The organism is Allosaccharopolyspora coralli (genome assembly GCF_009664835.1).
GTDB lineage: Bacteria > Actinomycetota > Actinomycetes > Mycobacteriales > Pseudonocardiaceae > Allosaccharopolyspora > Allosaccharopolyspora coralli.
Genome location: NZ_CP045929.1, coordinates 4652317 through 4678248 on the forward strand (window position 1 = coordinate 4652317; position 25932 = coordinate 4678248).

Annotated in this window: 24 protein-coding genes; 9 read left to right on the top strand and 15 right to left on the bottom strand. The window is 69.3% G+C overall.

Going from position 1 to position 25932, the window contains the following annotated elements:
• Positions 1-50: 50 nt before the first annotated feature.
• On the bottom strand, positions 51-1319 hold the full coding sequence (gene purD / locus GIY23_RS21750; RefSeq protein WP_154078358.1) for a phosphoribosylamine--glycine ligase: 1269 nt from the start codon (positions 1317-1319) through the stop codon (positions 51-53).
• 189 nt (positions 1320-1508) lie between these two features.
• On the opposite strand from purD, the gene GIY23_RS21755 reads away from it, so the two are divergent.
• Complete coding sequence (locus GIY23_RS21755; RefSeq protein WP_154078359.1) at positions 1509-2609, top strand: glycerophosphodiester phosphodiesterase; 1101 nt, start codon at positions 1509-1511, stop codon at positions 2607-2609.
• A 270-nt stretch (positions 2610-2879) separates the two neighbouring features.
• Here the strand turns inward: GIY23_RS21755 and GIY23_RS21760 are convergent, their stop codons facing one another.
• Positions 2880-4166: an adenylosuccinate synthase gene (locus GIY23_RS21760; protein ID WP_154078360.1), complete on the bottom strand. Its 1287-nt coding sequence runs from the start codon at positions 4164-4166 to the stop codon at positions 2880-2882.
• Positions 4167-4288: 122 nt separating this feature from the next.
• Here GIY23_RS21760 and GIY23_RS21765 point away from each other — a divergent pair, with 122 nt between their 5' ends.
• The 3 genes from GIY23_RS21765 to GIY23_RS21775 all read left to right on the top strand — a co-directional run bounded on the left by GIY23_RS21765 (position 4289) and on the right by GIY23_RS21775 (position 6167).
• Positions 4289-4999: a hypothetical protein gene (locus GIY23_RS21765; protein WP_187351962.1), complete on the top strand. Its 711-nt coding sequence runs from the start codon at positions 4289-4291 to the stop codon at positions 4997-4999.
• Between the two features lie 225 nt (positions 5000-5224).
• Positions 5225-5863, top strand: coding sequence for an HNH endonuclease family protein (locus GIY23_RS21770; RefSeq protein WP_154078361.1), 639 nt, complete (start codon positions 5225-5227; stop codon positions 5861-5863).
• A 37-nt stretch (positions 5864-5900) separates the two neighbouring features.
• On the top strand, positions 5901-6167 hold the full coding sequence (locus GIY23_RS21775) for a hypothetical protein (protein WP_154078362.1): 267 nt from the start codon (positions 5901-5903) through the stop codon (positions 6165-6167).
• Between the two features lie 112 nt (positions 6168-6279).
• Here the strand turns inward: GIY23_RS21775 and GIY23_RS21780 are convergent, their stop codons facing one another.
• The 5 genes from GIY23_RS21780 to GIY23_RS21800 form a co-directional block, all read right to left on the bottom strand.
• Positions 6280-6849 (bottom strand): pyridoxamine 5'-phosphate oxidase family protein, encoded by a 570-nt coding sequence (locus GIY23_RS21780; RefSeq protein WP_154078363.1) that lies wholly within the window; start codon positions 6847-6849, stop codon positions 6280-6282.
• A 76-nt stretch (positions 6850-6925) separates the two neighbouring features.
• On the bottom strand, positions 6926-8044 hold the full coding sequence (locus GIY23_RS21785; RefSeq protein ID WP_228717431.1) for an FUSC family protein: 1119 nt from the start codon (positions 8042-8044) through the stop codon (positions 6926-6928).
• Between the two features lie 16 nt (positions 8045-8060).
• Positions 8061-8468, bottom strand: coding sequence for a DUF3151 domain-containing protein (locus GIY23_RS21790; RefSeq protein ID WP_154078364.1), 408 nt, complete (start codon positions 8466-8468; stop codon positions 8061-8063).
• A 123-nt stretch (positions 8469-8591) separates the two neighbouring features.
• Positions 8592-9626, bottom strand: a complete 1035-nt coding sequence (gene fbaA, locus GIY23_RS21795; protein WP_154078365.1) for a class II fructose-bisphosphate aldolase — start codon at positions 9624-9626, stop codon at positions 8592-8594.
• 262 nt (positions 9627-9888) lie between these two features.
• Entirely contained in the window at positions 9889-10170 is a 282-nt protein-coding gene (locus tag GIY23_RS21800) for a YciI family protein (RefSeq protein ID WP_154078366.1), read from the bottom strand.
• Positions 10171-10254: 84 nt separating this feature from the next.
• On the opposite strand from GIY23_RS21800, the gene GIY23_RS21805 reads away from it, so the two are divergent.
• From GIY23_RS21805 to GIY23_RS21820, 4 genes are all read left to right on the top strand, one after another.
• Entirely contained in the window at positions 10255-10842 is a 588-nt protein-coding gene (locus GIY23_RS21805; protein WP_154078367.1) for a SigE family RNA polymerase sigma factor, read from the top strand.
• Between the two features lie 31 nt (positions 10843-10873).
• Positions 10874-12001: an N-acetylglucosamine-6-phosphate deacetylase gene (gene nagA / locus GIY23_RS21810; RefSeq protein WP_228717432.1), complete on the top strand. Its 1128-nt coding sequence runs from the start codon at positions 10874-10876 to the stop codon at positions 11999-12001.
• 82 nt (positions 12002-12083) lie between these two features.
• Positions 12084-12281, top strand: coding sequence for a hypothetical protein (locus tag GIY23_RS21815; protein WP_154078368.1), 198 nt, complete (start codon positions 12084-12086; stop codon positions 12279-12281).
• Positions 12282-12379: 98 nt separating this feature from the next.
• The gene (locus GIY23_RS21820) at positions 12380-13075 is read left to right on the top strand and encodes a VTT domain-containing protein (RefSeq protein WP_228717433.1); all 696 of its coding nucleotides are present in this window, start codon (positions 12380-12382) and stop codon (positions 13073-13075) included.
• A gap of 67 nt (positions 13076-13142) precedes the next feature.
• On the opposite strand, the gene GIY23_RS21825 is transcribed toward GIY23_RS21820, so the two are convergent.
• The 6 genes from GIY23_RS21825 to clpB form a co-directional block, all read right to left on the bottom strand.
• Positions 13143-13832 carry a TrmH family RNA methyltransferase gene (locus tag GIY23_RS21825; protein ID WP_228717434.1) on the bottom strand — a complete coding sequence of 230 codons (690 nt, stop codon included), beginning with the start codon at positions 13830-13832 and terminating at the stop codon, positions 13143-13145.
• Between the two features lie 27 nt (positions 13833-13859).
• Positions 13860-14408, bottom strand: a complete 549-nt coding sequence (gene pyrE, locus GIY23_RS21830) for an orotate phosphoribosyltransferase (RefSeq protein ID WP_154078369.1) — start codon at positions 14406-14408, stop codon at positions 13860-13862.
• Positions 14409-14428: 20 nt separating this feature from the next.
• The gene (locus GIY23_RS21835) at positions 14429-15202 is read right to left on the bottom strand and encodes an SDR family NAD(P)-dependent oxidoreductase (protein WP_154078370.1); all 774 of its coding nucleotides are present in this window, start codon (positions 15200-15202) and stop codon (positions 14429-14431) included.
• A 30-nt stretch (positions 15203-15232) separates the two neighbouring features.
• Positions 15233-16330 (bottom strand): type III secretion system chaperone family protein, encoded by a 1098-nt coding sequence (locus tag GIY23_RS22735; protein WP_187351963.1) that lies wholly within the window; start codon positions 16328-16330, stop codon positions 15233-15235.
• 132 nt (positions 16331-16462) lie between these two features.
• Positions 16463-17947 (bottom strand): DHA2 family efflux MFS transporter permease subunit, encoded by a 1485-nt coding sequence (locus GIY23_RS21845; RefSeq protein WP_222850201.1) that lies wholly within the window; start codon positions 17945-17947, stop codon positions 16463-16465.
• 418 nt (positions 17948-18365) lie between these two features.
• Entirely contained in the window at positions 18366-20942 is a 2577-nt protein-coding gene (gene clpB, locus GIY23_RS21850; protein WP_154078372.1) for an ATP-dependent chaperone ClpB, read from the bottom strand.
• A gap of 312 nt (positions 20943-21254) precedes the next feature.
• Between clpB and GIY23_RS21855 the strand changes: the two genes are divergently transcribed.
• Complete coding sequence (locus GIY23_RS21855; protein WP_154078373.1) at positions 21255-22874, top strand: alanine/glycine:cation symporter family protein; 1620 nt, start codon at positions 21255-21257, stop codon at positions 22872-22874.
• A 908-nt stretch (positions 22875-23782) separates the two neighbouring features.
• Here GIY23_RS21855 and GIY23_RS21860 read toward each other — a convergent pair.
• Complete coding sequence (locus GIY23_RS21860; RefSeq protein ID WP_228717435.1) at positions 23783-25360, bottom strand: MDR family MFS transporter; 1578 nt, start codon at positions 25358-25360, stop codon at positions 23783-23785.
• A complete protein-coding gene (locus tag GIY23_RS21865; protein WP_154078374.1) occupies positions 25357-25824 on the bottom strand; it encodes a MarR family winged helix-turn-helix transcriptional regulator in 468 nt (155 codons plus the stop codon). The genes GIY23_RS21860 and GIY23_RS21865 overlap by 4 nt, the downstream gene beginning before the upstream one ends.
• Positions 25825-25932: the final 108 nt, after the last annotated feature.

Consider the following 25932-nt stretch of genomic DNA (forward strand, 5'->3'; position numbering starts at 1 on the left):
GAGGTTCCGCCACCCAACCACCCACGCACACCAACCCCCGCACCGCTTCGTCAGGAGTTCGTCAGGGGGAGGGCGATCTGACCTCGGGCGGCGCGCAGCGCGATGTCGGTGCGGTGGTGCGATCCGGGCAGGTGCACCGCGTCGACGAGCCGGTACGCCTCCTCCCGTGCCGCGTCGAGATCGGCGCCGGTACCGACGACGGCGAGCACCCGCCCGCCCGCCGAGAGCACCGCGCCGTCCTCGCGACGGCGCGTGCCGGAATGCAGCACCCCGGGGACGTCGGCGCCGGTGATCACGTCGTCCACCTGTGGCCGACCCGGGTAGCCCTCGGCAGCGAGCACGACCGTGACCGCCGAGCCGTCGTCCCACTCCAGCGGCGGGTGCTCGGCCAGCGAGCCGTTCGCCACCGCGTCCAGCACCCCCACCAGCGGAGTGCGCAGCAGCGCCAGCACGGCCTCGATCTCCGGGTCGCCGAAACGGCAGTTGAACTCGATCACCTGCGGACCGGAGGAGGTCAACGCCAGGCCCGCGTACAGCACTCCGGAGAACGGGCAGCCACGCCGCGCCAGTTCGTCGACGGTCGGCTGCACGACCGTGCGCACGACCTGCTCGACGAGGTCGTCCGGGGCCCACGGCAGCGGCGTGTAGGCACCCATACCGCCGGTGTTGGGCCCGGCGTCGTCGTCACCGACCCGCTTGAAGTCTTGCGCGGGCAGCATCGGGACCACCGTCGTGCCGTCGACGAAACAGAACAGCGACGCCTCCGGACCGTCCAGGTACGTCTCGAGCAGGACGGGGTGACCGTCGTCGAGCAGCCGCAGAGCGTGCGCCCGCGCCGCGTCGAAGTCACTGCTGACGAGCACGCCCTTGCCGCCGGCGAGCCCGTCGTCCTTGACCACCCACGTCGGGCCGAACCGCACGAGCGCGGCGTCGAGCTTCGCCGGGTTGTCCACGATCTCGCTGTGCGCGGTCGGCACCCCGGCGGCGTCCATGACGTCCTTTGCGAACGACTTCGAGCCCTCGATGCGGGCGGCATCCTTCGACGGACCGAACGCCGGGATCCCCGCGGCACGCACCGCGTCCGCCGCTCCCGCGACCAACGGGTTCTCCGGGCCGAACACCACGAGGTCGGCCTGCCACTTCGTGGCCAGTGCCGCAACGTCCTCCGGCACGCCGACGTCGACGGGGTAGGACTCGGCCTGCGCCGCGGTTCCGGCGTTGCCCGGCGCGCACGCCACCGCCGTCACCGACGGGTCGCGCGCGAGGGCGAGCACGATCGCGTGTTCCCTGCCACCAGCACCGATCACGAGGATTCGCACGGTGGGGAGACTACCGACCTCGACCCGCCGGACCCGTTCCGGGCACGCGTCCGGGACGGGCCGCTGCCTCCGGCCGTTCACCGCCGAGTCTTGCTCCGGACGGGTGAGAGATCGCGCATGGCCGCTTTCACCGACGATGCTGGTCGCCTCACAGTGCTTGTCCATCACCCCCGACCTCCGGGAGCTCCGATGATCCGGGCCCGATCAGTCGCCTCCGTCCTCGCCGTCGCCCTGCTCGGCGCGATCGTCCCTGCCGCGGCCACCGCCGCACCGCCGCCGCGCGAGCCCAGTGCCGTCGAGGTCTACGGACACCGCGGCGCCTCCGGCTACCGTCCCGAACACACGCTCGCCGCCTACGACCTCGCGGCGCGGATGGGCGCCGACTACATCGAGCCCGACCTCGTGCCCACCAAGGACGGGGTGCTGGTGTCCCGGCACGAGAACGAGATCAGCGGCACCACCGACGTGGCCGAACGACCGGAGTTCGCCGACCGGCGCACCACCAAGACGATCGACGGTGCGGAGCTCACCGGCTGGTTCACCGAGGACTTCACCCTCGCCGAACTCAAGAGTCTGCGGGCGGTCGAGCGCATTCCGGACATCCGCCCGAACAACACCATCTACGACGGCCGCTACCAGGTTCCGACCTTCCAGGAGGTCCTCGACCTGTCGAAACGGCTCTCGCGGGAGCTCGGCCGCCCGATCGGTGTCGCCCCCGAGACCAAGCACCCCAGCTACTTCCAGCACATCGGCATGCCCCTCGAGCCCGAGCTGGTCGACACGCTCCAGCGCAACGGCCTCAACCGGCCGAACGCGAAGATCATCGTGCAGTCGTTCGAAGTGGCCAACCTCAAGCAGCTCGACGAGTCACTGCGCACGAGGTTGGTGCAGCTCATCAGCAGCAGCGGCGCACCGCAGGACTTCATCGAGGCGGGTGACCCGCGCACGTATGCGGACATGGTCACACCGGAGGGGCTGCGCGAGATCGCCGAGTACGCCGACGCCATCGGCCCGGACACGAAGGTGATTCTGCCGGTCGACGAGAACGGGTACCTCACCGAACCGACGGAGGTCGTCGCCGACGCGCACGCCGCGGATCTCGAGGTCGTGCCTTACACCGTGCGGAACGAGAACACGTTCCTGCCGGAGGACTTCGTCACGTCCGACGACCCGACCGCGCACGGCGACGTCTTCGGGTTCTACGAAGCGTTGTTCGCGCAGAACATCGACGCCGTGTTCGCCGATCAGCCGGACACCGCGGTCGCGGCCCGCGACGAGAACCAGCAGTGACACCCAACGGGTGGTGAGGTCGCGCGACCTCACCACCCGCTTCTCCCGAACGGCCGGTGCGTGTCTTTGATCTCGTCTGATGCCCGTATGGGCATGGCCTCACGTGCTCAGCCTCAGCAGATTGAGGAGCTCCGGCGTTCGGAGTTCGTGCCTCGCAAGGCAGGGGTTCTCGCCGCGTACGCGTGGTACTCAAGAGGACCCCAACGCCGCGAGGCGCGAACTGGGGGCGGGGCGGTACCGGACCACCCACCCAGGTCCCACAATGCATTCTCAGGCCATCGTGTGACGCACGATCGTCTGTTCCCGGCCGGGGCCGACGCCGATCGCCGAGATCCGGGCGCCGGAAAGCTCTTCCAGACGCTCGACGTAGGCGCGGGCGTTCGCGGGTAGGTCTTCGAAGCTGCGGGCGCCGCTGATGTCCTCGCGCCAGCCGGGCAGCTCCTCGTACACCGGCGTCGCGTGATGCACCCCGGTCTGGGTCATGGGCATCTCCGAGACCCGCGTCCCGTCCACGTCGTAGCCCACACACACCGGCAACGAGTCGAGCCCGGACAACACGTCCAGCTTGGTCAGGAAGTAGTCCGTGATGCCGTTGACCCTGGTCGCGTAACGGGCGATGCAGGCGTCGAACCAACCGGTACGCCGGGAGCGGCCGGTGGTCACACCGAACTCGCCGCCCTGCTTGCGCAGGTTCTCGCCTGCCTCGTCGGTCAGCTCCGTCGGGAACGGCCCGGACCCCACCCGCGTGGTGTAGGCCTTGAGGATCCCGATCACCGTGTTGATGCTCGTCGGGCCGATGCCGGACCCGGAGCTGGCCCCGCCCGCGGTCGGGTTCGACGAGGTCACGAACGGGTAGGTGCCGTGGTCGACGTCGAGCAGCGTGCCCTGCGAGCCCTCCAGCAGCACCGTCTCGTCGCGTTCGAGCGCCTCGTTGACGAGCAGTTTCGTGTCCGCGATGCGGCCGCGGAACTTCTCCGCCTGCTCCAGCACCGTGTCCACGGTCTCGTCGACGTCGACGGCACGCCGGTTGTAGACCTTCACCAGGATCTGGTTCTTGATCTCCAGCGCCGCTTCGACCTTCTGCCGCAGGATCTTCTCGTCCAGCAGGTCCTGGACGCGCACGCCCTGCCTGGCGACCTTGTCCTGGTAGGCGGGCCCGATGCCGCGGCCGGTGGTGCCGATCTGCTTCTTGCCCAGGTAGCGCTCGGTGACCCTGTCGATCGCCACGTGGTACGGCATGATCAGGTGCGCGTCGGCCGAGAGCAGCAGGCGGCTGGTGTCGATGCCACGTGCCTCCAGGCCGGAGAGTTCGTCGAGCAGCACGCCCGGGTCGACGACGACGCCGTTGGCGATGACGTTGGTGACGCCCGGGGTGAGGATCCCGGAGGGGATGAGGTGCAGGGCGAAATCCTGCCCGTCCGGGAGCACCACGGTGTGACCGGCGTTGTTGCCCCCCTGGTAGCGGACGACCCACTGGGCCTGCTCGCCGAGCAGGTCCGTCGCCTTGCCCTTGCCTTCGTCGCCCCACTGGGCGCCGATGAGCACGATCGCCGGCATGTGAAACTCCAACCTGAACTGTGGGGCCTACGCCGCAGGCCTACCCGCCACACGGTCCCCGCATGACGTCGTGCCCACGTCCGTGGGCATGCCGGTCGATCAGGATAAACCAGGAGCCACACGTGACCGTCACCGCACTTGCCTGCGGAAACAGCGACCGCTCCGGACGCTGCGAGCAGCACTCTGCCCGGTGGGTCCCGGTGCCCGCGATACCGGGCAAGGACGACGTCGATCCGGTGCTCGCCGAGCTCGACGGGCGACTCGTCGTGCTCGGAACCGACGCCGATCTCGCGGCGGTCGTGGTGCGGCTGCTGCGTAAGAGCCGGCTCGCCGACGTCGAGCTCGGCTACGTGCCTGCCGGCCCGTCCGCGGCGAGCAGGGTGTGGGGTCTCGGCTCCGGAGACCACGCGGTCGACGTGGCGTTCACGGCGGCGACCCGGCCGAGCACACTGGTGCGCGACGACCAGGGCGGAGTACTCGTCGGTCTCGGCACCGTCGAGCCGATCACCGGCCAGGTGTACTGCGAGGACGAGCAGGTCCTCGGCGGCTCGGCGTTGCGCCTCGAGGTTCGTCCGGATCCGGCCGCGGCACCGCTGCGGGAGCCGACGGCCGACCCGTTGTCGACAGACCTCGACCCGGCCACCGACGGGATCCACGTCGTGGCGGTGCGGCGCTCGCTGTTCGGCAAGCAGCGAACCGAGGCTCACGGTCGAGCTGTGCAGGCCGGGTTCCGCGCGACCACGGTGGTGCGCGACGGGGTCGCGCACCCGCGCCCGGCGACGCAGTGGGGCTGGTACCGCCACACGGAGGATCTCGCCCTCGCTCGGCCGTAGGAGGGGCGCGGTGTGACTGACGTGAGCGGTTCGTGGCGGAACCTCACTCCGCGCGTGAACTGAACGGCGGTTCCCACGACGCCATGCATTCGTGAAGATGCATGGCGTGTTCACGACATATCACCTATGCGTCACTCGTTCGCATTGCCTCAGTTACCCGGATAGGTGATCGTTCCCGGTGAAAACTCCGGAGCAGCCCGGAGACCGTTCCACCTCGGAGGAACCATGACACTCACCCGCTCGCTGCGCTCCACGTTCACCGCGCTCCCGCTCGCCGGACTGCTGGCCGTCGGCCTCGCCACCCCCGCCGACGCACTGCCGCCGGGGATTCCCAGCGCGGACCAGGCCGAGACGATGCTCTCCGAGCTGACCGTCGCCCCCGAGGGCTCGATGGACGGCTACGACCGCGACCGGTTCCCGCACTGGAACTCCACCAGCGGTGGCTGCGACGTCCGCGACGAAGTACTCAAGCGCGACGGCGAGAACATCGAGGTCGGCGAGAACTGCGACGTCACCGGCACGTGGAACAGCGCCTACGACCCCGGGGAGTGGACCGACGCCTCGGACGTCGACATCGACCACGTGGTGCCACTGGCGGCCGCGTGGCGATCCGGTGCCGCCGACTGGTCCAGCGACGAGCAGCGGTCGGCGTTCGCCAACGACCTCGAGTCGCCGCAGCTGATCGCCGTCACCGACAACGTCAACCAGGAGAAGGGCGACAAGCCGCCGCAGGACTGGATGCCGCCGAACGCCGACTTCCACTGCACCTACGCGGCCATGTGGGTCGGCTCGAAGCACAAGTGGGAACTGACCGTCAGCGACGCCGAGAAGGCCAAGCTGACCGAGGTGCTCGGCGGCTGCTGAGTTGCCCGTCCCGGACGATGCCGGTGAGGGTGGGGTGATGAGCTCCACGACGCTGCGTTCCACCCTCACCGCACCACGCGACGGGATCATGACCGACGAGGTCGGAACGGTCACCGGCGAGCTCGAACTCGCCACCGACTGCTCCGGCGGGGACGTCACCGTCTGGTTGCGCTACTCCGGGGCGACGGAGTGGTACCGGATCTCGGCTGCCGACTGCCACGTGCACGACGTTCGCGACCATGAGGCCGTGCACCACGCTCTAACGGCCGTGCTGCACCGGCCCACCGCCCACCTCGCCGGGTGAGCCCTTTCAGAGGGTGCGCGGGGTTGGTCTGCGTTGGTGGTCGGGTAGCGGAACCTCAGCGCCCTGGTCCGGCTGCGTCCGTGGTGACCAACCAGAGCTCCGAGCATTCCTTTCAGCGGGGCGGCAGGGGCGTGGGAATGGCGGGAAGACCGTCGATGCTGGAGCCGTTCTTCTTGCCGCAGTACTCCACGAACTCCTCGTCGGACTTCCGGCCGAAGTGGCGGTAGTGCAGGTCGCGGTCCTCGCGGTAGTCCATGAACGGCACGGCGTAGCCGCACGAGTCGCTCACCCGAAGCGCGCGCACCACGACCACGGACCGAAGTCCCGGCGCGTCGGCGTCGCCGAACCGCGTCACCAGCTCGGCGAAGCGCGGATCGTCACGGAACACGACCTCGCCACGACCGTGCACACGCAAGACCTTCGGCGGGCCGTCGAAGGCGCACCACATCAGCGTGATCCGGCCGTTCTCCCGCAGGTGCGCGGTGGTTTCCGCATGACTGCCGCCGAAATCGAGATAGGCGAGGGTGTGTTCGTCGAGCACCGCGAGCGTTCCGGCGCGTCCCTTCGGGGAGAGATTCACGTGACCGTCGGAATCCAGCGGCGCGCTCGCCACGAAGAACACCGGCTGCGCCTCGATGAACTCCCGCAGCCGGTCGGTGATCGACTCGTATACCTTGCCCATGTTCGGCAGTATGCGCCGCGCCGAATCCCGGAAGGGCCCGCAAACGGCGGAATCACGGTGTGTCCGGCCACACCGCTCAGTCGTCGCGACCGTGCAGGGGTGGCAGCGCCTCGATGGCTTCGGTCCTGCTCAGACCGCTGGCCTGCAACAGATCCACCGCGATCGAGCGCACCTGCAACACCACGACCTGCATCGAGAAGTCACCCGTGCCGAGCAGCTCCACAGTGGACCGGTTGGCGACGGCGCGCGCGAGTCCCCTCGCCTGGCGCGGTTCCTCCCCGCTGGCGAGTTCGTCCCGGAGCAGCACCACGGCTCCCGCGAGTTCCTCCAGCATCCCCGGCAACGGTTTCGGCACCGGTTCGTCGTCCCGCAGCGCCGCGAGCGCCCGCCGCGTGAGCACGCGAGTGTTGCGCAACGCCCGGTCGATCGGCACCGACGCCGCGTCGTAGCGCTCCAGTTCCGCACGCCTGCGCCACCGGAACGGTGCGATCGTGGCGATCTCCTTGCCCGCCAGCAGGGCCTGGCGGAACTCCTCGACGTGGCGCTGACTCTCCCGCGCCTGCGCGAGCACGTCCGAACACGCACCCGTGTCCTCGCGAGATACCGCCGAGGCCACCCCGCGCAGCGCGTCGGCGAGCGCACCGAGCACGATGCGGCCGTTGCGATGCGCGACGGCGAGCGGGTTCGCCGGAAGCAACGCGGCGACGACGAACCCGACGATCCCGCCGACCGCGGCGTCGGCCATCCGGCTCAACCCGCCTGCCGACGCGGGCGGCAGCAACGTCGCCACCAGCACCGACGACGAGGCTGCTTGCAGCACGATCACACCGCCGCTGTCGAGCAACACGGCCGTACTCATCGCGAGCGCGACCACGAGCGCGATCTGCAACGGCCCGGTGCCGATCACCGAGATCAGCACGTCCCCGACGCCGATGCCGATACTCACTCCGACGATCAGCTCCGCGGTCCGGCGCATCCGCTGTCCCAGCGACACCCCGAGCGAGATGACCGCCGCGATCGGCGCGAAGAACGGCTGCGGATTGCCGATCACGTGTTTGGCCAACGCCCACGCGAGACCGGCCGCGACCGCGCACTGCACGATCGGGATGCCGTTGCGCAGCAACCGGCGCACGCGCCGCGACACTTCCTCCTGTGCGCGGCGCGGGCGGGTCTGCTGCGGAACGTTCTCGGTCACGAGACGGACGGAACGCTCAGTCGAGACCGAGCGGGGCCAACGAGGCAGGGTCGCTGTCGAGCAGCAGTTGGCGGCACCGCTCGTACTCCTCGATCTCACCGATCCCGTGCGCCGCCTTCGCCAGTACCGCGACCGCACGCAGCACGCCCTGGTTCGGGCGGTGGCGCCACGGCACCGGCCCGAAGCCCTTCCAGCCGGCCTTGCGCAGCGCGTCGAGGCCCCGGTGGTATCCGGTGCGGGCGTAGGCGTACGCCGCGACCAACTCGCCCGCTTGAAGCGCCACCTCCCCGAGATTGGCCCACGCGGCACTGAACGTCGGGTGCGCGGCGGCGACCTCGACGGTGGGAGTTCCGGAGTCCAGCGCCGCCTGGGCCTCGCCGTCCTCCGGCAGCAACGTCTCCGGCGGTTCCAACAGGTTCGTCATGCCGCTCATCCTGCCAGCAGCCGCCCCGCCCGTGGCCACTCGCCGGGCCCCGGCGCGCCCCGCCCGAGAAACGCGAACGCCACCCCGGACAGACCGGAGTGGCGTTCGTCGACCAGGTGGGAGTCAGCCCGCGATCATGCGGCCCGCGGACTTCAGCGTCTCGCAACCGTTGGCGACGCGAGCGGCCATCGACTGCTCGGCGGCCTTGAGGTAGCTGCGCGGGTCGTAGATCTTCTTGTTCCCGACCTCGCCGTCGACCTTGAGGATGCCGTCGTAGTTCTTCAGCACGTGGTCGGCGATCGAGCGGGAGAACGCGTACTGGGTGTCCGTGTCGATGTTCATCTTCACCACGCCGTAGGAGACCGCGTCGTGGATCTCCTCCAGCAGCGAGCCCGAACCGCCGTGGAAGACCAGGTCGAACGGCTTCGCGTCCGCGGACAGGCCGAGCTTGCTCGCCGCGACCTCCTGGCCCTGCTTGAGGATCTCCGGGCGCAGCTTGACGTTGCCCGGCTTGTAGACGCCGTGCACGTTGCCGAACGTCGCCGCGAGCATGTAGCGGCCGTTCTCGCCCGAGCCGAGCGCGTCGATCGTGTGCTCGTAGTCGCCGGGGGCGGTGTAGAGCTTCTCGTTGATGTCGTTGGCGACACCGTCCTCCTCACCGCCCACGACACCGACCTCGATCTCCAGGATCTGCTTGGCTTTCGCCGTCATGGCCAGCAGTTCCGTGGCGATCTCGAGGTTCTCGTGCAGTTCGACGGCCGAGCCGTCCCACATGTGCGACTGGAACAGCGGGTTCTCGCCGCGTGCCACCCGCTCCTGGCTGATCTTGATCAGCGGGCGGACGAACCCGTCCAGCTTGTCCTTGGGGCAGTGGTCGGTGTGCAACGCGATGTTCACCGGGTACTTCGCCGCGACCGTGTGCGCGAACTCGGCGAGCGCGGTCGCGCCGGTCACCATGTCCTTGACCTTGGTCCCGGAGGCGAACTCGGAACCGCCGGTGGAGAACTGGATGATGCCGTCACTCTCCGCCTCGGCGAAGCCGCGCAGCGCCGCGTTCAGCGTCTCCGACGAGGTCACGTTGATGGCCGGGTAGGCGAATTCGCCTGTCTTGGCCCGGTCCAGCATCTCCGCGTAGACCTCGGGGGTGGCGATGGGCATCGTGGGGTCCTCCTCGGGGTGGAGCTGTTGGTTGTGCTGAGCGGATCCGACGCCGCCGAAACGGGGGAATGTACGCCGAATCCTACGAGGTCGCAGGCGCCCGCAGGCACCTGTCACCGATGGACGTACCCCGACCCGGCGACCATGACAATCACTGGATCGGTGCGGACACCGGCAGTTGTCGTCATCCTCACACCGACGACGTGATCAAGTATGCCGACGCACGGGGTGAGCTGCGTAGGCGGTTCCGTGACGGAACCGCTCAGGCGACCCACGAACCGGTCACCGCGTTCCATTCGCGCACCGTCGTGTTCGCGATCACGCCGGCCTCGGTGTACGGATCGGCGTCGAGCACCGCACGCAGCTCGTCGGCGTCGGCGACCTCGTAGACGATCATCGCGCCTGCGCCATCCTCGTACGGACCTCCCGCGAGTAGCACACCCTTGTCAGCGAGCGTCTTCGAGTACTCGCGATGCGCGGGCCGCACTTCGAGGCGGCGCTCGGTGTCCGCCCCGTACTCGAGTTCGACCACGAACTTCGCCATGCCACGCCACCTCGGTTCTCCGCTCGGGCCTGGCGATGCCTCCGGGCACCGCGATCCGGACGCTACCCGGTAGCGTGCGCACCCGTGGTCGGGGAATGGGCATCCGGCGCCGAACGCAGCGCCGAGCGGAGCGTCGAACGCACCCTCGGGCACCTGCGGGTGCTCGACACGGACGAGCACCCGCCGCAGCGGCCCGCCACCCTCGAAGACCTCTACCGGCAGCAGCGCATGCGGATGGTGCGCCTGGCGATCCTGCTCGTCGACGAGCCCGCCACCGCCGAGGACGTCGTGCAGGAGGCGTTCACCGGGCTGTACCGGCAGTGGTCGAAACTCCGCGACACCCAGGCCGCCGTCGGCTACCTGCGCACCGCAGTCGTCAACGGCAGTCGCTCGGTACTGCGGCGGCGCAAGACCGCGCGCGATTATCAGCCGCCGCACCCGGGCAACGAGCGCTCGGCCGAATCACTGGCGATGCTCACGGCCGAGCACCAATCCGTCGTCGGCGCCCTCGGACAGTTGCCGGACCGGCAGCGCGAGATCCTCGTCCTGCGCTACTACGGCGGGCTCTCCGAATCGGAGATCTCCGAGGTCACCGGCGTGTCCAAGGGGACGGTGAAGTCCACAGCGAGCCGGGCGCTCAACGCACTGCAGAAGATTCTCGACGCGCAGTGACGCGGCGAACGACCTGCAGGAGGATCGAGTCGTGAGCACGTCCATCCCGAACCCGTCCGTGGCGGGAAAGCTCGTCACCCCCGACGGTGTGCAGGACGGTTGGGTCGCGGTCACGGGTGGCACCCTCACCGAGATCAACAGCGGCCCGGCACCGGCCTCGGCGGTCCGGGGTCACTGGGTGGTTCCGGGGTTCGTGGACATCCACTGCCACGGAGGCGGGGGCGGCTCGTTCACGAGTTCCGATCCCGAGCAGGTGGACGCGGCGATCGCGACGCACCGGGCGCACGGCACAACAACGATGCTCGCGAGCCTGGTCACGGCGCCGCTGCCGGATCTGCGCTACCAGGTCGCCGCGCTCGCCGAGCACGTACAGGACGGGCGACTCGCCGGGGTACACCTGGAAGGGCCTTTCCTCTCCGCAGCACGCTGCGGCGCCCACGAGCCTCGGCTGCTCCGCCCACCCGACCGGGAGTCGGTCGCGTCGCTGATCAGCGCCGGACGCGGCACCGTCTCGATGGTCACGCTGGCGCCGGAGCTCGAAGGCTCGATCGACGCGGTCCGGCAGTTCGTCGACCACGGCGTCCTCGCCGCCGTGGGGCACACCGACGCGACCCTCGACGACGTTGTCCCCGCCGTCGACGCAGGCGCGAGGGTCGCGACGCACCTGTTCAACGGGATGCGCCCGCTGCACCACCGCGAACCCGGCCCCATCGGCGCACTGCTGGACGACGAACGCGTCACCATCGAGCTGATCTGCGACCTCGTCCACGTGCACCCGACCGCCGTGCGTCTGGTGGCCGAACACGCGCCGGGACGAACCGTGCTCATCACGGACGCGATCAGTGCCACGGCGGCGGGGGACGGCGAGTACGAGCTGGGGCCGCTGACCGTGACGGTGCGCGACGGCGAGCCTCGGCTGGACGACGGATCGTTGGCGGGCAGCACGTTGACCATGGACGCCGCGCTGCGCAACCTCGTCACCGGTTGCGGGCTTCCCGTGACCAGCGCCGTGCACGCGACCGCGACACGCCCTGCCGAGCTGCTCGGCGTGTCGGACAGGGTCGGCTCGCTGCGGCCGGGCATGGACGCCGATCTCGTCGTCCTCGACGAGAACCTTCACGTCCAGCACGTCCTCCACCAGGGCGCCTGGGCTCGGTAACGCGCACGCGGCTGGACCGCGAAGTGACGCAGCAGAACGTCCGGAAAGGAATGGGACACCGACGACCCGCTAGTGTCGGGTCATGGGTTCCGGAGAGTCACCAGAACGGCTGCTGTCGGCGGCGCTACGAGCCCAGGCGTCCGGCGGCACACCCACTGCGCGGCCCGGAGCGACGCAGGTGACCGCACACCGCCGGCTGCCGGTGCTGCCCATCATCGTGTTCGCCGCGGCGCTCGGGCTCGTGGCGGGCGTGGTCGTGGGCGTGCTCTCCCTGCTCTGACGGGATGACCTGCAGCGTCGCGGAACCGGACCTACCAGACACTCTGGACGCCGGGAGGGGCGGGCGATCACTCGGCGCCGCAAGGTACCGTTCTCCGGGTGACGACCGAACTGGCCGCCCTCGGCGACGCAGCGACCACATCGACTCTCGCACTGCTTCCCGCCTGGCTCGACCCTGAGAACATCATCACGGCTCTCGGCCCCTTCGCACTGGTCGGCGTCTGCCTGATCATTTTCTCGGAGTGCGGCCTGCTCGTCGGCTTCTTCCTCCCCGGCGACTCCCTGTTGTTCGTGACCGGGCTGTTCACCGCAGCGGGCGCGATCGACAGCCCGCTCTGGCTGGTCCTGGCGCTGCTGACGATCTGTGCGTTCGTCGGCAACATCACCGGCTATTGGATCGGCCGCACGCTCGGGCCTCCGATGTTCAACAAACCCGACTCCAAGCTGTTCAAGCAGGAGTACGTGGACAAGACGCACGAGTTCTTCGAGAAGTACGGCCCGGTGGCGATCATCCTCGCCCGCTTCGTGCCGATCGTGCGGACGTTCATCACCGCCATCGCCGGGGTCGCGAAGATGGACCAGCGCAAGTTCTTCCTCTACTCCGCGATCGGCGCTGTGGCCTGGATCGTGAGCATGACGCTGCTCGGCTACTTCCTCGGCAACATCCCGGTGATCAAGGAGAACCTGGAGCTGGCCACGATCGCGATCGTGTTCCTGTCCATCGTCCCGATCATCATCGAGTACGTCCGGTCGCGCCGCAGCAACAACAAGCAGCAGGCGCCCGCCGCCGACTGACTCCCGCACCTTCCGACAGCAGGCCGGTTCCCTCCCGTGGGGCCGGCCTGTCGTCGTCCGGGGCTGCTCACCAGGCCCGGTCGGGGTCCGCGTGCTGCTCGATCCAAGTGTGCATGACGATCCCGGCGGCCACGCCCGCGTTGATGGACCGCGTCGAGCCGAACTGGGCGATGGAGACCACCAGGTCGGAGTGCTCGCGTGAGTGGCCTGCCAGGCCGGGCCCCTCCTGCCCGAAGAGCAACACGCACCGTCGCGGCAGCGCCGCGCGCTCGATCGGGCGGGCTCCGGGAGCGTTGTCGACGCCGACGACCGCGAGGCCGTGCTCGTCGGCGTGCCTGCGCAGCGACGCCAGGTCCGGCTGGTGGTGCACGTGCTGGTACCGGTCGGTGACCATCGCCCCACGCCGGTTCCAGCGCCTGCGGCCGACGATGTGCACCGCTCGCGCGGCGAAGGCGTTGGCCGTGCGCACCACGGTGCCGATGTTGTGGTCGTGCTGGAAGTTCTCGATCGCGATCTCGAAGTCGTGCCTGCGCTCGTCGAGGTCGGCGACGATCGCCTCCCGCCGCCAGTACCGATAGTGGTCCACCACGTTGCGCTGGTCGCCGTGTTCGAGCAGCTCCGGATCGAAACGGTCGTGGGTCGGCCAGGGACCTTCCCACGGACCCACGCCCACCGTCGTGCCCCATTCGGTGGGCCCGGGCTCTCCCGTGCCCCGCTCGGCGGGGTCCGGCTCCACTCCGCCCGGCTGGTCGCTCACCGTGCTCGCTCCTGACGCCGCCGACGCTCAGGCGAGACCGAGGTCGGCGAGGCCCAGCAACGAGCGATAGGCGAGTCCGGCCTCCTCGACGGCTTCGCGCGCCCCGGTGTCCCGGTCGACGACGGTCGCCACGCCGACGACGTCGGCGCCTTCCTCGCGGAGCGCTTCGACGGCGGTGAGCACGCTGCCGCCGGTCGTGGAAGTGTCCTCGACGGCGAGCACCCGGCGCCCGGCCACGTCCGGCCCTTCGATCCGGCGCTGCATCCCGTGCTCCTTGGTGGCCTTGCGGACGACGAAGGCGTCGAGCGCGGGCCCCTCGGCGTGCAGCATCGCGAACGCCAGCGGGTCGGCACCGAGAGTGAGCCCGCCGACGGCGGTGAACTCCCAGTCCTCGGTGAGCCGGCGCAGCAGCGACCCGATGAGCGGAGAGCACTCGTGGTGCATGGTCGCTCGGCGCATGTCGACGTAGTAGTCGGCTTGTTTGCCGGACGACAGAGTCACCCTGCCGTGCACCACGGCGACGTTCTTCACGAGGTGCGCGAGCGTGCTGCGCTGCTGCTCATCGATGTCGTACACGAGCCGCGAGCCTACCCCGGTCACGTACGGCCGGGGGCGGTGCGGGTGACGATCAGGCGTTGGAGCGCGCGGGGGACGAGGCGGCCCAGAGCCACGAGTGCCTTGTACGGCAGGCTCGGGATCGACATCGCCTTGCCGGCACGCAGGTCGGCGAGCGACTCGTGCACCACGGTGTCCGCGTCGAGCCAGAGCGCCTTCGGTACCGAACGGATCGTGAGTCCGGCGCGCTCCTGGAACTCCGTGCGGGTCAATCCGGGGCACAGTGCCATGACGCGGACACCGGAGCCTGCCAGTGAGGACGAGAGACCTTCCGAGAACGCCGTCACGTACGCCTTGCTCGCCGAGTAGGTCGACCCGGACACGGTGAAGAATCCGGAGACGCTGGAAACGTTGAGGACGTCGCCGCGCCCGCGCGCCCGCATCCGCGGAACCGCCGCGTGCGTGAGCCGCAGGACGGCGGTCACGTTGAGGTCGAGCTGCCGCTGCAGCGTGTCGGTCTCGACGTCCCAGAACGCCTCCGAGGTTCCGATCCCGGCGTTGTTCACGAGCAGGTCGACGGGGTGGTCCTCACTGGCCACACGCTTTTCGACGGTGGCCAGCTGCACGTCGTCGGTGATGTCGGCGACGAGTACCTCGACGCCGATGCCGTGTCTGCTGCGCAAGCGGTCGGCCAGCGTGCCGAGCCGGGGTTCGTCGCGGGCGACGAGGACGAGGTCGTGGCCCTCGGCGGCGAGCCTGCGGGCGAACGCCTGGCCCAGCCCGGCGGAGGCCCCGGTGACTAGTGCGGTAGGCATCCCAGCACCGTAACCGGCCGGGACGGCCGGTTACGCACGCTGGTCGGTGTCCACCTCGTCGGGGGTGCCGAGGTCGACCGTGGCGGTGCCACGGCCCTTGCGCGCGCGGACCTGGCCCTTCGGCGAACTCCCCTTCCCGCCGGTACTGGAGTCGGTGTCGTCAGGGGATTGGGTGTCCTCGTCGGCGGGGTCCGCATCGGGCGCGGCATCGGTAGCGCCGGTCTCGTCGACGGATTCCTGTTCGGACTCCGGAGTCGATTCGGTGCTCCTGCCCGCGTTCTGCCGAACCTCGCTCAACGACACCACGGTCGCACCGGCCGGGTCCCGATCGAGCGTCTCGTCCTCGTCGGGGCTCTCGAAGTCGAACACTTCGTCCCGCTCGCCTGCCTCCTCGGAACCGTCCGGGGCCTCGAGTGCGTCGGCTTCGTCGAACGCGTCGGGTGCGTTCGGGTCGACCTCGAACGGGTCGACGACGTCGGCGAGGTCGCCGAGCGCGCGCAACACCTGCTCGACCTGCTCCGGGTCGGCGCCCGGCTCGGCGGCGGCGAGGGCCCAGTCGTTCTCGAGCCAGGTCACCGTGACGTCCTCGCCGAACTGATCGGTGGCAGCCACCAGTTCCGAGGTGATCAGGGGGCGAGCGACGGCGGAGTCGGCGACGAAGGCGTAGCGCGTGCCGACCGGCCCCAGAAGGTCGAGTCCTTCGTCCTTCGGCGCGGGAACGTCCGGCAACCACAGTTCCACAGTGGTCGGCACCGGACGGTGACAGCGAACCGCGGCGACCACCGCGACAGTGCGCCCGTTCACGTCGAGGTCGAGCACGTACACCGGCCGGCGACCGTCGGCGGTGAACGTCGTCCCCGCGACGACGTCGGTACCGACGATGCCGCTGTAGCGGGCGAGCACGCCGCGCTCCCAGCGGCTCGGCAGCACTTGGTCGGTGTCGACGAACTGCCAGCCGCGCAGCGCCGCCCACCGGGAACGCTCGCGGCTCTTGGCGCTCCGGCGCGACCGCCGCCGACGAGACGTGTCCTCCTCGTCACTGCGCTGCCTTGGAGCCAGCAGGAGCCAGCCGCCCGCCCCGAGGGCGACAACGGCGATCGCGAACCACAACCACGCAGGAATACCCACACGCGCAGGGTAGTCCGGTGTGCGTGGTTGTCGAGATCGCCGGGGGGCCGTTTCGCCGATTGATTCCTCAACTTTCCACTCAGCCGCAAAGAGGGCGTGAGTCTTTTCGGTTACCAGGACCACCACAAAGACTCACGCACGCTCCTCGGAGTCGTCCGCAACGGCTTGTTCGCCGCCCCCACGGACGAACCATGCGACCACCGCGGCGATCGAGCACAGGATCGCTCCGGTGACGAACGCCGCCTGGGTGCCACCGGCGGAGGCGACCTGGGGGGCCTGCCCGGCGGCGATCCGCGAGCCGGTCACCGCGGCGAGGGTGCTGATGAACAGAGCCGAACCGGCCGCGGCCGCCACCTGCTGCAAGGTGGCGACGAGGGCGCTGCCGTGCGAGTAGAGGTGCGCGGGCACCGCGCCGAGACCGGTGGACATCACCGGCGTCATGATCATCGCCAGTCCGATGCTCAGTACGACGTGCAGCCCGACGAGCAGCGCGAACGGTGTGGACGCACTGGTGACCGCCGCCAGGCCCCACAACGAACCCGCGAGCAGGACGACACCGGGCACGACGAGCACGCGGGTCCCGCGCCGGTCGTAGACACGACCCACCAACGGCGCGGCCAGCCCCATGAGCAGCCCGCCGGGCAGGACGGCCAGCCCGACGTACAGCGGCGGGAAGCCGAGCACCTCTTGCATGTAGATCGGCAGCACGATCATCGTGCCGAGCAATGCCGAGAACGAGATCATGACCACGATCAGGGACAGCGTGAACTGGACCGACCTGAAGGTGCGCAGGTCCAGCAACGGCGAGTCGCTGCTTTGGAGGACCAGCTGCCGGACGACGAACGCCGCCAGACCGGCCACACCGACCGCGGTGACCGTGAGCACGAACGCGACGTCCACGGTGGCTCCCTCGCCGGCGAGGCTGAGGCCGTAGACCAGGCCGCCGAAGCCGATCGCGGAGAGCACCACGGACAGCACGTCGATCCGGGCGTGGCGGATCTCGGTGACGTTCTGCACGCGGCGCGCCCCGACGGCGAGCATCCCCGCGGCGATCGGCAACACCACCCAGAACATGGCGCGCCACCCGAACGTCTGCAGGATGACCCCGGAGATCGTCGGGCCGAGCGCGGGTGCCACCGCGATGACGAGGCTGATGTTGCTCATCATGCGCCCCCGGATCGCGGCGGGCACCAGTGTCATGACGGTGGTCATGAGCAGCGGCACCATGATCGCGGTGCCGACGGCCTGCACGATCCGCCCGGCCAGCAGCGCCGAGAACCCGGGCGCTACGGCGCACAGCAGGGTGCCGGTGGTGAACATCGTCATAGCCGCCACGAACATCGGCCGGGTCCGCACCCGCTGCAGCAGGATGCCGGTGATCGGGATGACGACGGCCATGGTGAGCATGAACCCGGTTGCGACCCACTGAACGGTGACGTCGCCGACGCCGAGGTCGTCCTTGAGGGCGGGCAACGCCACGCTCATGATCGTCTCGTTGAGGATCACCACGAACGTCGCGGCGAGCAGCAGGTAGATGACGTTGCGGTCGCGTCGGGTCAGGGTCGCGGCCCCGGCGTCCGACACGGGTGGTCGGTCGGCGGTGGACGTCTGGGACATGAGGCTCCTGTCGCAACGGTGGACCATGTGGGCACACGGTGACGGCACGGAGCCTCGGCGCGGCCGAACGGCAGCGCGGAAAACGACACGAGGATCCGGGCGGTGCCCCCAGTGGCGACGGCGAGAATCGTGCTGCCGTCACCGTGCACGCTAACAGCGTCAGCCGACGCGGTCCGCCGAATATTCCCGACGCGACCTGCCGTTTTCGCCAACGGCTGACGTGGTGTCCGTCTCAGTGCGGGAGCCTGGAGAGGTGACGGCAGGGACGGCCCCGCTTCGTACACGTGACTCATCGGCAGTCCGGCTGATTCGGTGAATCGGCTGTTCAGGTGATCTTCGCCGCCTACGCGGACCAGCCGGCCGCGAGGCGGGGTTCCGCCACACGACCGTCGACGCAGCGCTACCCACGCACCACCGTTCAGCTCAACGTCAGGGCCGAGTTGTCGTCGGCCACGTCGACCGTGACGGTGTCGCCGTCCCGGACCGCGCCCGAGAGCAGCTTCTTCGCGAGCTGGTCCCCGATCGCCGACTGCACGAGCCTGCGCAACGGCCGGGCGCCGAACACCGGGTCGAACCCGTTGATCGCGAGCCAGTCTCGTGCGGCGGGCAGCACCTCGAGCGTGAGCCTGCGCTGGGCGAGCCTGCGCGCGAGCTCGTCCACCTGGATGTCCACGATGGACGTCAGCTCCTCGGTGCTGAGCGCGTGGAAGACCACGACGTCGTCCAGCCGGTTCAGGAACTCCGGTTTGAACTGCTGCTTGACGACCGAGAGCACCGCCTCGTCACGCTGCTGTTCGGTCAGGGACGGGTCGGCGATCGCGTGCGAACCGAGGTTCGAGGTGAGGATCAGGATCGTGTTCCGGAAGTCCACCGTGCGGCCCTGACCGTCGGTGAGCCGGCCGTCGTCGAGGGCCTGCAACAGCACGTCGAACACGTCCGGGTGGGCCTTCTCGACCTCGTCGAGCAGCACCACCGAGTACGGCCTGCGGCGCACCGACTCGGTGAGCTGACCGCCCTGGTCGTACCCGACGTAACCCGGCGGCGCCCCGACCAGGCGCGCCACCGAGTGCTTCTCGGAGTACTCGCTCATGTCGACGCGGACCATCGCCCGCTCGTCGTCGAAGAGGAACCCGGCCAACGCCTTCGCCAGTTCGGTCTTGCCGACCCCGGTCGGGCCGAGGAACAGAAACGACCCGGTGGGCCGGTCCGGGTCCGCCACCCCGGCGCGGGTCCGGCGCACCGCGTCGGACACGGCGCGGACCGCCTCGGCCTGACCGACCACGCGGTTGCCGAGCTCGTCCTCCATGCGCAGGAGCTTCGTCGTCTCGCCCTCCAGCAGGCGTCCCGCAGGAATGCCCGTCCAGGAGCTGACGACGTCGGCCACGTCGTCCGGGGTCACCTCCTCCTGCAGCATCGCGGGCCGGTCGCCCTGTTCGCCGGTGGCGGCCGCGAGTTCCTTCTCCAGCGCGGGAATCCGCCCGTAGCGCAGTTCGGCGGCGGTCCCGAGGTCACCGTCGCGCTCGGCCCGCTCGGACTCACCGCGCAGCGCTTCGAGCTGCGTCTTGAGGTCGCGGATCCGGTCGATGGACTCCTTCTCGCCCTGCCAGCGCACGGTCAGCTCCGAGAGCCGCTCGCGATGGTCGGCGAGCTCGGCCCGCAGCGACGCGAGCCGTTCCAGCGACGCCGGGTCGTCCTCCTTGGACAGCGCCATCTCCTCGATCTCCATGCGCCGCACGTCGCGCTCGACCTCGTCGACCTCGACCGGGCGTGAGTCGATCTCCATGCGCAGCCGGGAGGCGGCCTCGTCGACGAGGTCGATCGCCTTGTCCGGCAGGAACCGCGCGGTGATGTAGCGGTCGGAGAGGGTCGCCGCCGACACCAGGGCACCGTCGGTGATGCGCACGCCGTGATGCACCTCGTAGCGCTCCTTGAGCCCACGCAGGATCGCCACCGTGTCCTCCGGTGACGGCTCACCGACCATGACCTGCTGGAACCGGCGCTCCAGCGCGGCATCGGTCTCGATGTGCTCGCGGTACTCGTCCAGCGTGGTCGCCCCGACCATACGGAGTTCGCCGCGGGCGAGCATCGGCTTGATCATGTTGCCCGCGTCCATCGCGCCGTCCCCGGAGGCGCCCGCGCCGACGAGGGTGTGCAGCTCGTCGATGAAGGTGATGACCTGGCCCTCGGAGTCCGCGATCTCCTTGAGCACCGCCTTGAGCCGTTCCTCGAACTCGCCGCGGTACTTCGCTCCGGCGACCATCGCGCTGAGGTCGAGCGCCACCACCCGCTTGCCGCGCAGGGACTCCGGCACGTCACCGGCCACGATGCGCTGGGCGAGCCCTTCGACGATCGCAGTCTTGCCGACGCCGGGCTCGCCGATGAGCACCGGGTTGTTCTTGGTGCGCCGAGAGAGCACCTGCACCACGCGACGGATCTCGGTGTCCCGGCCGATCACCGGGTCCAGCGCCCCCTTGCGCGCTCGATCGGTGAGGTCTTGGCCGTACTTCTCCAGTGCCTGGTACGTGCCCTCCGGGTCGGGGCTGGTCACTCGCGCCGAGCCGCGCACCTGGGTGAACGCGTCCTGAAGCGCCTCGGGCGTGGCGCCGTGCCTGCGGAGCGCGTCGGCGACCTGACCGCCCTCGGCGGCGAGCCCGACCAGCAGGTGCTCCGTGGAGACGTACTCGTCGCCGAGCTCGGTGGCGAGCTGCTGGCTGTGGGTGAGCACCTTGACCGAGTCCCGCGACAGCTGCGGCGCGGAGACCGTCGAGCCGCTGGCCGCCGGAAGAGTGCCCGCGATCTTCTCGACCTCCGTGCGGAGCTGGGCGACGTCGGCGCCGACCGCCGACAACAGGGGCGCGGTGAGCCCCTCGCCCTGCGCCAGCAGAGCGCCGAGCAGGTGCGCGGGCGCGACGTCGGGGTTGCCCGCCACTGTGGCGGCCTGCACCCCCGAAGTCACCGCCTGCTGGGTCTTCGTCGTCGGGTTGAAAGCGTCCATTCCCCACCTCTGTCGCGTGCGTGCCGGAGCGACGGCGGTTCCGTCGCCCAACACTCTCAACGTAAGGAAAGTTGAGTGAGTTCCGCTCAAGTTTAGTTGTGTCCGACGTCACGCCCGGAACGTCCGATTACCCGCTCCGTCCACTCTTCGAGATCGACGAAGGCAACGCCCGTCCGTTCGTCACTCAGTGTCCCGCTCTGGTTACTCCGTGGTCGACGGGGACGAGGTGAGGACACGATATGAACGCGATTTGCGGGTGAACCCACGCGCTGGACTTGTGATCTGACGCGCAGGTTGCTCCACTACCCAGCCATGTGGCCACAGCTAGCACCGTCGATCACGGGTGCACCAGGACACGTCCTCGCCCAGACGTCGGAAGGAGCCGATGCCGGCTTCCTGTCCGCCATCGAGGACGCCATCAACGCCATCTTCGACCCGCTCACCGAGGGGTTGTCGACCGTCATCTTCGCCGAGATCCCGGTCTTCGGGGTCGGTGTGCCGTGGATCGTGGTGTGGCTGATCGCCGCGGCCGCGATCTTCACCATGGCCTTCGGGTTCATCCAGTTCCGCGCCGTCGGACTGAGCCTGAAGCTGGTTCGCGGTAAGTACTCCAAACCGGACGACCCGGGCGAGATCACCCACTTCCAGGCACTGGCTTCGGCACTGTCGGGAACGGTCGGCATGGGCAACATCGCCGGCGTGGGTGTCGCCGTGACCGTCGGCGGGGCGGGCGCGACCTTCTGGATGATCGTCGCCGGTCTGCTCGGCATGTGCACGAAGTTCGTCGAGTGCACGCTCGGTGTGCGGTACCGGACCATCCACGAGGACGGCACCGTCTCCGGTGGTCCGATGCAGTACCTGAGCAAGGGTGTCGCGGAGCGCTTCCCGGGCAAGGGCGGCCGGACCTTCGGCAAGGTCCTCGCCGTGCTCGCCGCGATCATGATCCTGTTCTTCGGTGTGGCAGGCGGCAACATGCTGCAGGCCAACCAGACCTTCGCCCAGCTTCAAACCGTGACCGGCGGCGAGGAAGGCTTCCTCGGCGGAGACGGCGCGGCCCTGCTGTTCGGTATCACGCTGGCCTTCATCATCGGCCTGGTCATCGTCGGCGGCATTAAGTCGATCGCCCAGGTCACCCGGATCCTCGTGCCGTTCATGGCGATCATTTACGTGGCCGCCTGCCTGTTCGTGATCGGCACCAACTACGACCTGGTCCCCGCGGCCTTCGGTCAGATCGTCTCGGGCGCGTTCAGCCCCGAGGCCGGGCTCGGCGGCGTGCTGGGTGTTCTCGTGGTCGGGTTCCAGCGATCGGCGTTCTCCAACGAGGCCGGTATCGGTTCGGCCCCCATCGCGCACTCGGCGGTCAAGACCCGCTACCCGGCCACCGAGGGCCTCGTCGCGCTGCTCGAGCCGTTCATCGACACCGTCATCGTCTGCACCATGACCGCGCTGACGGTCGTCATCGCCCAGTCGCAGTTCTGGCAGGACGCGAAGGCCTCGATCATCGCGGGCGGGGACGAGCCCGAGGGCATCACGGTCGTCTCGGCGTCGTTCGAGACGTTCCTGCCCTGGTTCCCGATCGTGCTCGCGGTGGCCGCCTCGCTGTTCGCGATCTCCACGATCCTGACCTGGGGTTACTACGGCCAGCGCGCCTGGGTCTACATGTTCGGCAAGAACCGGCTGAGCATCGGCTGCTACAACGCGTTCTTCAGCCTGTTCGTGATCACCGGCTCGGTGTTGACCCTGGGCAGCGTGCTCGACTTCGCCGACGCGGTGCTGTTCGCACTGGCCTTCGTCAACATCGTGGGTCTGTACCTGCTGTTCCCGGTGGTCCGCAGCGAGGTCAAGCGCCTCCGCGACGCGATCAAGTCCGGCGACCTGTACCGGACGGACCTCCCGCGCGAGGACACGGAGGCCGACAAGGTCACCGAGTAACTCCGACCGCACTGTTCGACGGGAGCCGGAGGGGCCGCGAGCCTCTCCGGCTCTCGTCGTATCGGAGGCAACCACGCGAGCAGGCGCGTCTCCACGATCATAGGTCACCGACTGCTGTACCTCGTCCGCACGCCGATGCCGACACACACCCCGTGGATCACCTGCCGGGCCAACTCGCCCGCGCGGCTTGGAGGCTGATCGTGCACAGCGTGCCGAGAGGTTTTCCTGCCGCCTACGCAGATCAACCGGCGTGCCCTCGGAGTGCATTTTGGAACTGGCTTGTGTGCCCGTAGGGCACGGTCATACGTGCCCAGCCGGGGCACGGTGAGGGCTCCGGCGTTTGGAGTTCGTGCCTCGCAAGGCAGGGGTTCTCGCCGCGTACGGCGTGGTACTCAAGAGGACCCCAACGCAGCGAGGCACGAACTGGGGCGGCGGTACCGGACCACCCACCCAAGATCCACAACGCCCTCTCAGCTCGCGTACAACGACGCGGGGCACCCGCCGCGAAGCCCTTCGGGGGACGGACTACCCGGACGAGCTACGGGTGTGAGCGGCTACCAGTCTCCGGCGGAATCGACCACTCGATCCGAACGCTCGGCGGCACCGAACCAAGATCACTCCGACGGCGGTTCCGAGAGCCCGGTCATGATCGAAAGGCACCGGCGCTGACCAGCACGCGAGCACCTGCCCACAGAGTTGTCCACAGGGTTGCCCACAGGACTCCGACGCCGCTCGGGACCGGCCGCCCAGGCACGCGGCCTGCACAGAGTGGATCACCGGACCGAGGGAGCGCTCACCAGCTACTCGCCGAGTTGTCCACAGGATGAGGGCAGTTGTCCACAGTTGTCCCCAACCGGGGACCGCGCCGGCTCGCGACGCAGTCGATCACCCGGTCGGGGCAGAGACGATCACGCTCGGGAAGCGGAGGACAGGGACTCCGTCTCGGTCCGGGCGTTCTCCGAGGTCCACTCCACCGTCGTACGCAACGGCTGCTCCTTGATCAACACCACGCACGCCAGCGTCACCAGCGCGACACACCCGGCGATGAAGAAGATGTCCCCGAACGCCTGCCCGTAGGCGTCGCGTACGACCTGCTGCACCGGCCCGGGCAGGGATTCGACCTCCATCGAGCCCCCTGCCGACGGAGCGCCAGGGACACCCGCGAGCCCGGCGGCGACGTAGCTCGCCACGTGCGCGGCGAGCACCGCGCCCAGCACCGACACACCGGCCGAACCGCCCAGGGTGCGGAAGAACGTCACCACCGACGTCACCGAGCCCACCTCGCTGTTCGCCGTGGTGTTCTGCACCGCGAGCACGAGGTTCTGCATCATGCAGCCGAGGCCGGTCCCCATCAGGGCGAGGTAGCACCCCACGAGCACGAGGTTCGTGCGCGAGTCGATGGTGCTCAGCAACATGAGGGCGACCACGAGCGAGGAGGCACCGAACACCAGGAACGGCTTCACCCGCCCCGTGGTGCGCGAGATGATCTGGCCCGACAGCGTCGAGGAAACGAACATGCCGAGGACCAGCGGCAGCGTCAGCAAGCCGGCGTGGGTGGGGCTGAAACCGCGCGCGACCTGGAAGTACTGCGCCAAGAACACCGAACCGCCGAACATCGCGGTACCGACCGCGACGATCGCGACGGTGACAAGGCTGATCGTCCGGTTGCGGAACATCCGCAGCGGCACGATCGGGTCGCTCACGCGAGTCTCGACGAACAGCGCCAGCGCGAGGATCAGCACTCCGCCGCCGAGGTAGGCGGCGCTCTGTGCCGAGAGCCAGGCGAACTGGCTGCCCGCCATGGACACCCACACCAGGATCAGGCTCACGCCGCCGACGAGGAACGTCGCGCCCAGCCAGTCGATCTTCACCGGGCGGCGTACCACCGGCAGCTTCAACGTCCGGCCGAGCACGATCAAGGCGATGACCGCGACGGGCACGGTGATCCAGAAGCACCAGCGCCAGCCGAGTCCCGGCGCGTCCACGATGAACCCGCCGATCAGCGGCCCGCTCACGGTGGCGGTGGCGAACGCCGCCCCGATGAATCCGCTGTAGCGGCCACGCTCGCGCGGGGCGACCATCGCGGCGATGACGACCTGGATGAGGGCTTGCAAACCACCCATGCCGATGCCCTGCACGGCGCGGTAGCCGATCAGCTCCGGCATCGACTGGGCGAATCCACCGAGCACGGAGCCGGTCATGAAGATCGTCAGCGCCAGCTGGTAGAGCAGCTTCTTGCTGAACAGGTCGGAGAGCTTGCCCCAGATCGGGGTGGTCGCCGTGGAGGTCAGCAGCATCGCGGTGACCACCCAGGCGTACTGGCTCTGGCTGCCGTCGAGGTCGGCGAGGATGCGCGGCAGCGCGTTGGTGACGATCGTCGTGCTGAGGATCGTCACGAACAACGCCAGCATCAGGCCGTACATGGCTTGCACGACCTGGCGGTGGGTCATCGGTGCGCCCTGCTCCGCCTCCGTCGACGTCGTCATCGAGTTCCTTCCTGTGCTCGGTCGTACGCGGCTCGGTGCAGGTCGTCGCTCATGTCGGAGAGCACGGCGACGACCGTGCGCAGGGTCTCGGCGTCCCAGTCGCGCAGAGCGTGGCTGAGCCACTCGGCCTTACTTCGGTCGAGGCGTCGGAGCTCGGCGGCACCGTCGGCATTGGCGGCCACCAGGCACACCCGCCGGTCGTACGGGTCGGGCCTGCGAGTGACCAGGCCTGCGGCCTCGAGCTGGGAGAGCTGTCTGCTCACGACCGAGACGTCGGTGAGCCGCCGGTGCGCCAACTCGGAGACACGACATTCGCCCCGGTGCACCAGCTCGGCGAGCAGGCCGCCCGCGGCCACGGGCAGCGGTCCCTGGTCGGGCCAGTGCGCGACGGCCGTGCGGAGGCCGACGAGGGAACGCAGCGGCCGGAGCAGTCCGGCGCATTCTTCGGGTGTGGGTGCCGTCATGTTCGGTTCCTTGCCTTCTGCAACCAATCCTACGAGTCGTTAGTTGTAGACTGCAACGTATAGGGACTGTGCCGCCTCCCACACCTCAGAAACCGCGCCGATCGAGGC

Coding starts and splice junctions, on each gene's coding strand:
- GIY23_RS21860 (WP_228717435.1), bottom strand. CDS start 25,360: ATGACGACGTCGACGGAGGCGGAGCAGGGCGCACCGATGACCCACCGC.
- fbaA (WP_154078365.1), bottom strand. CDS start 9,626: ATGCCCATCGCCACCCCCGAGGTCTACGCGGAGATGCTGGACCGGGCC.
- GIY23_RS21780 (WP_154078363.1), bottom strand. CDS start 6,849: ATGGGCAAGGTATACGAGTCGATCACCGACCGGCTGCGGGAGTTCATC.
- GIY23_RS21775 (WP_154078362.1), top strand. CDS start 5,901: ATGAGCTCCACGACGCTGCGTTCCACCCTCACCGCACCACGCGACGGG.
- GIY23_RS21755 (WP_154078359.1), top strand. CDS start 1,509: ATGATCCGGGCCCGATCAGTCGCCTCCGTCCTCGCCGTCGCCCTGCTC.
- GIY23_RS21835 (WP_154078370.1), bottom strand. CDS start 15,202: ATGCCTACCGCACTAGTCACCGGGGCCTCCGCCGGGCTGGGCCAGGCG.
- GIY23_RS21855 (WP_154078373.1), top strand. CDS start 21,255: ATGTGGCCACAGCTAGCACCGTCGATCACGGGTGCACCAGGACACGTC.
- GIY23_RS21770 (WP_154078361.1), top strand. CDS start 5,225: ATGACACTCACCCGCTCGCTGCGCTCCACGTTCACCGCGCTCCCGCTC.
- GIY23_RS21865 (WP_154078374.1), bottom strand. CDS start 25,824: ATGACGGCACCCACACCCGAAGAATGCGCCGGACTGCTCCGGCCGCTG.
- GIY23_RS21815 (WP_154078368.1), top strand. CDS start 12,084: ATGGGTTCCGGAGAGTCACCAGAACGGCTGCTGTCGGCGGCGCTACGA.
- GIY23_RS21800 (WP_154078366.1), bottom strand. CDS start 10,170: ATGGCGAAGTTCGTGGTCGAACTCGAGTACGGGGCGGACACCGAGCGC.
- GIY23_RS21790 (WP_154078364.1), bottom strand. CDS start 8,468: ATGACGAACCTGTTGGAACCGCCGGAGACGTTGCTGCCGGAGGACGGC.
- GIY23_RS21845 (WP_222850201.1), bottom strand. CDS start 17,947: ATGTCCCAGACGTCCACCGCCGACCGACCACCCGTGTCGGACGCCGGG.
- GIY23_RS21760 (WP_154078360.1), bottom strand. CDS start 4,166: ATGCCGGCGATCGTGCTCATCGGCGCCCAGTGGGGCGACGAAGGCAAG.
- clpB (WP_154078372.1), bottom strand. CDS start 20,942: ATGGACGCTTTCAACCCGACGACGAAGACCCAGCAGGCGGTGACTTCG.